This window comes from Micromonospora sp. NPDC049257 (assembly GCF_040678915.1).
GTDB classification, from domain to species: Bacteria; Actinomycetota; Actinomycetes; order Mycobacteriales; family Micromonosporaceae; genus Micromonospora; species Micromonospora antibiotica.
In genome coordinates, this window is sequence record NZ_JBFAQU010000027.1 from 71,876 (window position 1) to 81,895 (window position 10,020).

Genomic DNA, 10,020 nt, shown 5'->3' on the forward strand with positions numbered 1-10,020 from the left:
GAGATGCCGGCGCGCTCGAGCCCCTTGGACATCATCCGGCGGATCTTGACGTCCTCGCGCCGGGGCGACAACAACTCTCCACAAAGCATGGTCTGCTCGGCGCATGCGGATGCCTGGCGACGACGATGCCGCCCTCGACTGGTTGATCTTCACGCAGGCCGGGGTGGTGAGCTGGGCACAGGCCACCGCCGAACTCACCCCTTCCCGGGTCCGCCACCTGCTGGCCACCGGCCGCTGGGAGCGGGTGTGCCGGGGCATCCTGCGGGTCGGCGGCGGCCCGGTGACCGTCGACCAGGCACGCTGGGTGGCGGTGCTCGCCGCCGGTGCCGACGCCGTCCTGGCCGGTCTCGCGGCGGCGCAGGCGGGGGGCCTGCGCGGACGCTGGCGGCACGAGGCGGTGGACGTGCTGATCCCGTACCAAAGGCAGGCCCCCGACCTGCTGCGCCGGCTGCCGCTCGGGATGCCTGCGGTGCGGGTACGGCGGACCCGGCACCTCGGGGACGAGGACCGGCAGCGGGGGCGACCGGACCGCACCACGATGGCCCGCTCGCTGCTCGACGCCGCGCAGTGGATGCGCAGCGACGACGACGCGCAGGCGGTGCTGGCGGCCGGCTGCCAGCAACGGCGGGTCACCCCGGGTGAACTCGACGCGGTGGCCCGCCGGTTGCCGCGCCTGCGTCGGTCGACCCTGATCCGGCAGACCATCGGCGACCTGGCCGGCGGGGCGGAGGCGCTGTCCGAGATAGACCTGGTCCGGCTCTGTCGCCGGTACGGGCTACCCCGGCCCGAGTTGCAGCAACGGCGACTCGACGCCGACGGGCGGACCCGCTACCTGGACGCCTACTGGCGGCAGTGGGGGCTGCACGTCGAGGTCGACGGGGCACACCACATGGACGTCCGGCACTGGGCGGCGGACCTGCGCCGGCAGAACGGGGTGTGGATCTCCGGGGACCGGATCCTGCGGTTCACCGCCTTCGACGTCCGCCACCGCCCCGACGAGGTGGCGGCCCAACTGCGCGCGGCGCTGACCGCCGCCGGCTGGCGCCCCTGACCACCCCCACCCGCCTCACCGCCTGCCGCCCGGCGCACCCGGTCGTCGCGCGCTTTGGGGAGAGTTGTTGTCGCCAGGGCAGCAACAACTCTCCCCGATCCGCACAATGGGCCGATGGAGATTCCGGCGGGGTTGTCGTGGGTGCGGCAGACGCCGGAGGGGCGGGAGTGGCTGGCCACGCTGGCCCGGTGGCGGGACGAGTGCGCGCGACAGTGGTCGCTGCGGCTCGGCCCGCCCTTCCCGTACGCGTTCGCCTCGCTGGCGATGCCCGCCGACCTGCCCGACGGCACCCCGGCGGTGCTGAAGTTGCAGTACCCGGACCCGGACAGCCGGCACGAGGCCGACGCGTTGGCGCACTGGGACGGCGAGGCGGCGGTCCGGCTGCTCGCCCACGACCCGCAGCGGCGGGCGCTGCTGGTGGAGCGGTGCCGGCCCGGCTCACCGCTGCACGAACTGCCCGCCGACGAGGCGGTGGACGTGGTGGCCGGCCTGCTGCCCCGGCTGTGGCGGCGGGTGGCCGGGCCGTTCATCCCGCTCGCCGAGGAGGCGACCGGCTGGCGGCACCGGCTGCCGGAGAAGTGGGACCGGGCCGGCCGGCCCTACGAGCGGCGGCTGGTCGACGCAGCGCTCGACCAGCTCGACCGGCTGGTCGACAGCCAGGGCGAGCAGGTGCTGGTCAACCAGGACCTGCACGCCGGCAACGTGCTGCGGGCCACCCGCGAGCCGTGGCTGGTGATCGACCCGAAGCCGCTGCTGGGCGAGCGGGAGTTCGCGGTGGTGCCGATCGTGCGCGGCGTCGAGCTGGGGCACTCCCCCGAGGCGGTACGGCGTCGGCTCGACCGGGTCACCGGCGCGCTCGGCCTCGACCGGGACCGGGTGGTCGGCTGGACCATCGCGCACTGCCTCGCCTGGAGCCTGGACGGCGACACGGTCTTCACCAACCAGGTCGAGGTGGCCCGCTGGCTGGTCGACGGCACGTAGGCGTCGCCCGTGCTCAGGGTTGACAGGTGGGGCACCAGTAGAGGTTGCGGCCGGCCAGCCCGCCCCGACTGACCGGGCCGCCGCAGACGTGACACGGGGCGCCGTCGCGGCGGTAGACGTACACCTCGCCGCCGTGCCGGTCGACCCGGGCGGGGCGGCCCATCGCCTCGGGCAGGTGGGCGTCGCGGACGGTGTCGATCCGGCCGCGCGTCACCGCCAGGGTCATCAGCGCCACCAGGTCGGCCCAGAGCGCCGCCCAGCCGGCCGGGGTGAGCTGCCGGCCGGGCAGCGTCGGCCGCAGGCCGGCCCGGAACAGCGCCTCGGTCACGAAGATCAGCCCGGTACCGGCCACCACCGACTGGTCGAGCAGCAGCGCGGCCAGCGGGGTCGGGCTGCGGCCGATCCGGGCGTACGCCCGGTCGGGGTCGGCGTCGGCGCGCAGCGGGTCCGGGCCGAGCCGGCCGCGCAACGCCGCCACCTCGGGCGGGGTGAGCAGTTCACAGGCGGCGGGTCCGCGCAGGTCGAGCCAGTGCCGGTCGCTGGCCAGCCGCAACCGGACCTGCCCCACCGGTACGGGCGGCTCGCCGTCGCCGTCGGTGAACCTGCCGTACAGGCCCAGGTGGACGTGCAGGGTGCGCTCGTCGGCGTGGTGGTGCAGCAGGTGCTTGCCGTACGCCTCGGTGCCGTGCAGGACGGTGCCGGAGATCAGGGCGGCACCGTCGGCGAAGCGGCCCTGCGGGCTGCCGGCGGTGACCTTGTCGCCGGCGAACAGCTCGGCGTGCCGGGCCGCCAGCCGGTGGATGGTGTGTCCCTCTGGCACGGGCACCAAGGGTAGTCAGGCGACCGGACCCCACCGACGCCGGTGCCCGCCCCAGCCCGCACCGCCCCGGCCGGCACCGCCCCAGCCCAGCCCAGCCCAGCCCAGCCCAGCCCAGCCCAAGCCCAGCACGGCAGGCACGGCACGGCACGGCCCAAGCCCAGCCCGACACGGCCCGACACGACACCGTCCGAGCGGCTCGGCACGGCCCGGACCGGTCTGGTCCGGCACGACACGGTCCGGGCGGCCCGGTCCGGCGCGGTGGAGTGTGGTCGATGGACGTGCGGGGTACATCCAGGTCGTTCCCGCGTGGCGGCCACCGACCCTTCCGAGGGCTCCACGCATCGACAAGGAGGTGTGGTGGTGAACGTTCCTTCGCTCCTGCGTCGTCGTACGGCGCAGGACAGCAACGGTGACGGGGTGGTCGACGCGCGCGACGACCAGCCGGTGGTGACGGACCGGGACGCCGAGCGGGCGACGTACCGCAGCGGGTCGCTGGCCACCGACGGTGAGCGCGACGCCGACGTGGCGCGACGCAGCGCCGAGCGTGCGGACGCCACCCGGCGTGGCGTCGACGGCCGCGTCGACGCGGGCGGGTCCGACCCGGATGCGGAGCGGCGGGCGGCGGAGCGCGGCGCGCTGGCGCGGGCGGCGACCGCCCGCAGCGCCGTCGACGGCAGCCGCAGCGCCGCCGCCCGACCCGGCACGGTCGACGAGGAGCCCCGGACGCCGACCGACCCGATCCGGGTCGCCGACGCCGGCCCGGTACGCACCGCGCCGCGCCCAGTGGACGCGGACCGCCCGACCGACCGGGACCGGACGACGCCCGACGACCGGACGGCACCCGCCGCACCGGCCGGCGTCCCCACCCGGAGCACCGACCGGGACCGGGTGACCGCCGACGAGGTCCGCCCGGAGCCGCCGGTGGTGGCCGGTCCGAAGCCGAGGACGAGCCTGCTCGCCACCCTCGGCCTGATCGTGTCGGTGGTGGGCGCGGCGTTCGTGCTCACCGGTCCCCTGGCCGGGTACGGCATCGCGCTCGGCGCGCTCGGCGCGGTGTTCTCGGTGCTGGGCCTGATCGCGACCCGCCGTCGACACGTGGCCGGCACGACGAACGCGCTGGTCGGCGTGTTGGTCGGCCTGGCCGCGGTGGTGCTGGGCGTGCTCGCCTTCACCGGCCAGTTCGACTGGCCGACCACCGACGGCGACTGGGTGGCCCGGTTCCGGGAGTGGCTTGACTCACAGTTTGTGGACCGGTTCTGAGGGCACATTTGATCTCGCCGGCGGTTCGCCGGCGACGTTGGACCAGCCGGTTCGCCGGCACCGCCCGACCAGTCTGGTGGTTCACCAGCCGGGCACCCACTCGTTCGGGGGCAGCGGTTCGCCGCCACCGATGCGCACAGGGGCCGTCACTCCCGCCGGGGTGACGGCCCCTTCGCTGCGCGCTGCCACGCAACGGATCGCCGTCGCGGTCGGATCACACGCAACGAACCGCTGCCGTACGCAAGTCTCGGCGGTGGTTGCCGCACCCCCGGGGCACATACCGTTGAGCCACGGCGCCAGCCCGTGGGCCACGGAGGCCGGGCGCGCCCGACCCCAGGAGCAGGACAATGACGATGGACGCCACCAGCCAGCGCTTCCTGATGTGCCGGCCGACGTACTTCGCCGTCGACTACGCCATCAACCCGTGGATGGACCCGACCGCACCGGTCGACACCGCGCTGGCGATCCGGCAGTGGGAGCAGCTGCGCCGCACCTACCTCGACCTCGGCCACACCGTCGAGCTGATCGACCCGGTCGCCGGCCTGCCCGACATGGTCTTCGCCGCCAACGGTGGCACGGTCATCGGGGACCGGGCGATGGCGGTGCAGTTCCGCGACCCGCAGCGCGCCGACGAGGCCCCCGCCTACCGGGCCTGGTTCGAGGCCGCCGGCTTCGAGGTGTACGACCCGAAGCACGTCAACGAGGGCGAGGGGGACGTGCTGCTGGTCGGCGACCACCTGCTCGCCGGCACCGGGTTCCGTACCGCGCACGCCTCACACGCCCAGTTGCAGGAGGTCTTCGGTCACCCGGTGGTCACCCTGCAACTGGTCGACCCGCGCTTCTACCACCTGGACACCGCGCTGACCGTGCTCGACGAGCGGACCGTGGCGTACCTGCCGGAGGCGTTCTCCCCCGGCAGCCGGGCGGTGCTGCGCCGGCTCTTCCCGGACGCCGTCCACGCCACCATGGCCGACGCCGAGGTGCTCGGCCTCAACGCGGTCGGCGACGGCCGGCACGTGGTGCTGCCCGCCCAGGCCACCGGGCTGGCCGCCAAGCTGCGCGACCGGGGTTACCAGACCATCGGTGTCGACCTGTCCGAGCTGCGCAAGGCCGGCGGCGGACCGAAGTGCTGCACGTTGCGACTCCGTCAGGGAAAGGCGAGCCAGTGATCGAGGACATGCTGCGGACCCCGTCCGCCGTCCGGGACGCGGAGCGGTACACCGCGCACAACTACCACCCGCTGCCGGTGGTGATCTCCTCCGCCGAGGGCGCCTGGCTCACCGACGTGGACGGCCGTCGCTACCTGGACTGCCTGGCCGGCTATTCGGCGCTGAACTTCGGCCACCGGCACCCCACCCTGATCCGGGCCGCCCACGAGCAGCTCGACCGGCTCACCCTCACCAGCCGGGCGTTCATCCACGACCAGTTCGCCGACTTCTGCCGGGAGCTGGCCGCGCTCTGCGGCAAGGACCTGGTGCTGCCGATGAACACCGGCGCCGAGGCGGTGGAGACCGGCATCAAGGTGGCCCGCAAGTGGGGCTACCAGGTCAAGGGGGTCACCCCGGGGCAGGCCAACATCATCGTGGCCGACGGGAACTTCCACGGCCGGACCACCACCATCGTCAGTTTCTCCACCGACGACGACGCCCGCGCCGACTTCGGGCCGTACACGCCCGGGTTCACCGTGGTGCCCTACGGCGACCTGACGGCGTTGGAGGCGGCGATCGACGAGAACACCGTCGCGGTGCTGCTGGAGCCGATCCAGGGCGAGCAGGGCGTGGTGCTGCCGCCGGACGGTTACCTGCCGGGCGTACGCCGGGTCTGTACCGACCGCAACGTGCTGTTCGTCGCCGACGAGATCCAGTCCGGTCTGGGTCGCACCGGGCGTACCTTCGCCTGCGAGCACGAGGGTGTCGTGCCGGACCTGTACCTGCTGGGCAAGGCGCTCGGCGGCGGCATCGTGCCGGTCTCCGCGGTGGCCGGGAACGCGGACGTGCTCGGGGTGCTCAAGCCGGGCCAGCACGGCTCGACCTTCGGCGGCAACCCGCTCGCCTGCGCGGTCGCCACCGAGGTGGTCCGGCTGCTGGCCACCGGCGACTTCCAGCGCCGCTCCACCGAGCTGGGCGAACGGCTGCGGGCCGGGCTGGAGGGGCTGCTCGGCAAGGGTCTGGTGGCGGTACGGGTGCGTGGGCTGTGGGCCGGGGTGGACATCGACCCGACGCTGATGACCGGCCGGCAGGCGTGTGAGCGGCTGATGGAGCGGGGCGTGCTCGCCAAGGACACCCACGGCTCGACGATCCGGCTGGCCCCACCGCTGGTGATCACCGCCGACGAGATCGACCACGCGGTGGCGCAGCTCGCCGCGGTGCTGGCCGGCTGAGCCGCGTACCCACGGCGGGTGTCGGGTCGACGCCCGCCGTGGCGGCACACCTTGCCGTGGCGGCCCGCCGGTCACCGTGGCGGCCCGCCGGGGCATGTGAGCCGACGACCGGCCGGTCTGCGCGACCGGCCGGTCAGGGCGACCACCGGTCAGTTGCGGGGCAGCCGCATCGCCATGGTGGGTGCCTCGGCCATCACCGAGGTCGGGGTGAACGCCGCGCCCGTGGGCAGTTCCCGGGCCCGACCGACCTGCACCCCCGGGTACAGCTCCACCATGTCCGCGCCGCCGAGCACCCGGGACTGCTTCGGTGCCAGCGGGACCCGCTCCGCCTCGGCCATCGAGCCGTTCGGCCGGATGCCGGAGCCGTTGGTGCTCACGTCGGTGACGATCACCTCGCCGACCCGCAGCTCGAACCGGACGTGTGCCCGGCTGATCCACCGTCGCGTCTCGTCGTTGAGCCACTGGCCGAGCATCACGCCACCGGGCTCCTCGGGCGCCCGGCCGACCGTCACCGGCTGGTCCTCGGTGAGGACGAAGCGGCGACGGATCAGGCCACCGATCCGGATCGCCAGCACCTCGCTGCGCGGGCGCGGCCCGGCGTCGGAGAGCCGGGCACCGTGCCGGGGGCAGGTCGGCACACCCTGCCGCAGGGCCGGCGGCGGCTGGCCGGCCGGGGCACGGTCCACCCGGGCCAGGTCGGCGAACGCCCCGCCGCCCCCACCGCCGCCGAAGAGCGCACAGCCCGGTTCCGGGCACCGCCACTGTCGGGCCAGCAACTGCCCACCGACCGGGGAACGGTCCCCCTCGACCGGGGTGTGCCCGCCGCCGACGTGCGCGACGAAGGCCGGGCCGCCGGCACCGGGCACCGGGGCGACCACCCGCCCCGGCTGCTCCACCAGCCAGGGGAACCGGCCGCGCAGGCCGTCGAAGCGGATCCGGCTGACCACCGGCAGACCGAGCAGGTCGGCCACCTCCAGCATCCGGTCACCCGGGTTGTCGAGCACCTCGACCAGGCCGTCGTCGGCCCACCGGCGGACCACCATCCGCTCGTTGGAGGTGAGGTCGGCGTCGGAGAGCAGCGCCCGGTGCACGATCGCGTAGACCGGGACGCTGTCCTCGGCCAGCTCGCGGGAGAGCGCGTCGATCACCATGCCGAGCCGCAGCAGGCTGGCCGGACGCCCGCCGTCGAGATCCTGGTAGCGGATCACCTCGGCCAGGTCCAGCACCGCTCGGGCCAGGGACGGATCGGTGCAGACCCGCCCCTCGATGGCGTCCAGCACCTTGCTGATCTCGAATCTCATCGCGCGCTCCGGAGGATCTCGTCGCTCTGCCGGGCCGCCACCGCCGGCCCGGTCGGCGTCTGCGCGCCGGCTCGGCGGTGCGCAGGCGCTGCCTTGGCACGACCCTACCGGTGGGCGGCTCAGCCCATCCGGCCCACCGCCGCCCGCAGCCGGCTCACATCCCGCCGACGCCGCTCGTAGGTGGCCGCGAGCGTGATCAACGCCAGCCCGCCGACGGCCAGGTAGATCCAGCGGGGCAGCAGGTCCCAGCCCCGGACCAGTTCGTGCAGCGCGAGCAGGACGAGGCTGCCGCCGCCGAGCACCACCGGCGCCTGCCAGCGCCGCACCGCGCCGACCAGCACCACGCCCAGCGCGGCACCGCCCAGCAGCAGCCGCCGCCAGGGCTGCGGGTCCGCCGCCACCAGCACCGACACCAGGCTGGGCAGCAGAGCGGCGGCGAGCCCGGGGCCGAGGGCCAGCCAACTGGTCAACCCGGGCCGGCTCCGCAGCGCCAGCAGGCCGGCCACCAACGTCAGCCCGGCCACCGGCAGGGTGTACGCCTCCAGCAGCACCACCTCGCCGCTGATCAGCAGCAGCCACGCGCCGAGCAGTTCACTGCCACCGGCCACCGCCCCGAAGACCCACCGCTGGCCGGCCGACTGACCCGGGTACAGCACCCGCAGCGCCACGGCGGCCCCCCAGAGCACGCAGATCACCGCCGCGTGTCGGATCGCACCGACGGTGAGCAGCAGGGCGAGCACGGCCACCGCCTGCGCGGCGGCCTCCAACGCCCGTACGGTGAGCGACCCGCGCCGGGCCAGCAGGGGTGCGCCGAGCAGCACCGCCACCGCCACCACGAGCACCGGGAACCCGGCCGTCCGGGTCGGCAGGCCGGCGGCCAGGGGCGCGGTCAACGCGAAGGAGGTGGCCGCCGCGACCGTGGTCAGGCAGCCGAGCAGCCGTACTCCGGGCCGCCTGCCGACCGCACCGATCACCGCCGTCACGATCACCAGCAGGGCCAGCGCGGCCAACGTACCGGCCCGGGTGGCGAGCAGCCCGACCAGGCCGAAGAACGTCCACAGCAGACCGATCGGGGTGGTGACCGGCACCAGCAGTTCCCCGCCACGCCGGTGGCCCACCGGCGGTCCACCCGCTGTCGGTGCCGCGCCGGAACCGGGCCCACCCGGGACAGCCGCAGGCGGGGTGGCCGTGGCAGCGGGGGCAGTCCGAACCGGGCCGGCGAGCGCGGCGGTGAGCAGCGCCGCGCTGCCGACGAGCAGGACCACCGCCGGCACCACCGGCCAGGGTGCGGGGCCGACGAGCAGCAGCACGGGCAGCGCCGCCGCCCCGAACGGCAGCGCGGCCACGGCCGACCCGGACCGGCGGCCGGTGTACCGGTGGACGAGCAGCGCGGCGGTGAGGGCGAGGACCAGCAGCGCCACACCGACCGCCGGGGCACCCGACGCGCCGTCCCCGGTCGGCACCCCCGACCAGGGTCGGACCGGGTCACCGTAGGGGGCGACCAACGCGGTGAGGGTCAGCGGAGCGGCGGCGACCAGGGCCAGCCCGGCCAGGCCGACGCCGACCACCCGGCCGGTCGTCACCGCAGCGGTACGCCGTTCGGCCAGCACCAGCATGCCGAGCGCCGCCGCGGCATAGAGAGCCAACGACTCCCCACCCGGTACGACGGTCGGCGTGACCACGGCGGCCAGCGCCACGGCGAGCGCGGTGCCGGCGTACCCGTCGAGGTCGGGACGGCGGCGACGGAGCGCGAGCAGCGGGACCAGCAGCAGCACGGCGGCGGCGAACCCGACCCGCAGCTGCCACCAGGCCGGCGACCCGGCGGCCCGCAGCGCGACCGCAGCGCCGGCCGGCACGGTGAGCAGGGCGACCGTCAGGGCGACCCCGGCGACCCGGGCCGCGACGGCGTTCGCCGGGCGGGGGGGCAGCGCCACCGCCAGCCCGACGACCAGTACCACCCCGAGTGCCGCCAGCAGCCCCACCGGTTCTGCCGCCGCCACCAGCAGGCCGTGCCCGAGCAGCACGGCGGCACCGGCCGCGCCGACCAGCACCGTCGCGGCACGACGGCACCGCAGCACCGCCACCGGCAGCAGTGCCGCCCCGACGACCAGGTCGACCGCGAGGGTGGCCGGCCACGGCGTGGTGGTCACCGCCGGTAGCGCGGCGGCGGTGACCCCGGCACCCGGCGCAGCCGCAACCGCCCGCCGTCCACCCAGCTACCCGGCCC

The 10,020-nt window shown here is 75.4% G+C and carries 8 protein-coding genes; 5 read left to right on the plus strand and 3 right to left on the minus strand.

The window, feature by feature from the left end:
• The first annotated feature begins 103 nt into the window (after positions 1-103).
• Positions 104-1,051, plus strand: a complete 948-nt coding sequence (locus tag AB0K25_RS27255; RefSeq protein WP_357535043.1) for a hypothetical protein — start codon at positions 104-106, stop codon at positions 1,049-1,051.
• A gap of 114 nt (positions 1,052-1,165) precedes the next feature.
• A complete protein-coding gene (locus tag AB0K25_RS27260) occupies positions 1,166-2,032 on the plus strand; it encodes an aminoglycoside phosphotransferase family protein (protein WP_357535045.1) in 867 nt (288 codons plus the stop codon).
• 13 nt (positions 2,033-2,045) lie between these two features.
• Here the strand turns inward: AB0K25_RS27260 and AB0K25_RS27265 are convergent, their stop codons facing one another.
• On the minus strand, positions 2,046-2,852 hold the full coding sequence (locus AB0K25_RS27265; RefSeq protein WP_357535047.1) for a DNA-formamidopyrimidine glycosylase family protein: 807 nt from the start codon (positions 2,850-2,852) through the stop codon (positions 2,046-2,048).
• Between the two features lie 357 nt (positions 2,853-3,209).
• Here AB0K25_RS27265 and AB0K25_RS27270 point away from each other — a divergent pair, with 357 nt between their 5' ends.
• The 3 genes from AB0K25_RS27270 (at position 3,210) to rocD (ending at position 6,492) form a co-directional block, all read left to right on the plus strand.
• Entirely contained in the window at positions 3,210-4,112 is a 903-nt protein-coding gene (locus AB0K25_RS27270; protein ID WP_363823418.1) for a thrombospondin, read from the plus strand.
• 353 nt (positions 4,113-4,465) lie between these two features.
• Positions 4,466-5,281: a dimethylargininase gene (ddaH, locus tag AB0K25_RS27275; protein ID WP_208568495.1), complete on the plus strand. Its 816-nt coding sequence runs from the start codon at positions 4,466-4,468 to the stop codon at positions 5,279-5,281.
• Positions 5,278-6,492 (plus strand): ornithine--oxo-acid transaminase, encoded by a 1,215-nt coding sequence (gene rocD / locus AB0K25_RS27280; RefSeq protein WP_363823421.1) that lies wholly within the window; start codon positions 5,278-5,280, stop codon positions 6,490-6,492. Before ddaH ends, rocD begins: the two co-directional genes overlap by 4 nt.
• A 149-nt stretch (positions 6,493-6,641) precedes the next feature.
• On the opposite strand, the gene AB0K25_RS27285 is transcribed toward rocD, so the two are convergent.
• Both AB0K25_RS27285 and AB0K25_RS27290 read right to left on the minus strand, forming a co-directional pair.
• Positions 6,642-7,793 (minus strand): FHA domain-containing protein, encoded by a 1,152-nt coding sequence (locus tag AB0K25_RS27285; RefSeq protein ID WP_219464486.1) that lies wholly within the window; start codon positions 7,791-7,793, stop codon positions 6,642-6,644.
• A gap of 119 nt (positions 7,794-7,912) precedes the next feature.
• Positions 7,913-9,943: a hypothetical protein gene (locus tag AB0K25_RS27290; protein WP_363823424.1), complete on the minus strand. Its 2,031-nt coding sequence runs from the start codon at positions 9,941-9,943 to the stop codon at positions 7,913-7,915.
• Positions 9,944-10,020: the final 77 nt, after the last annotated feature.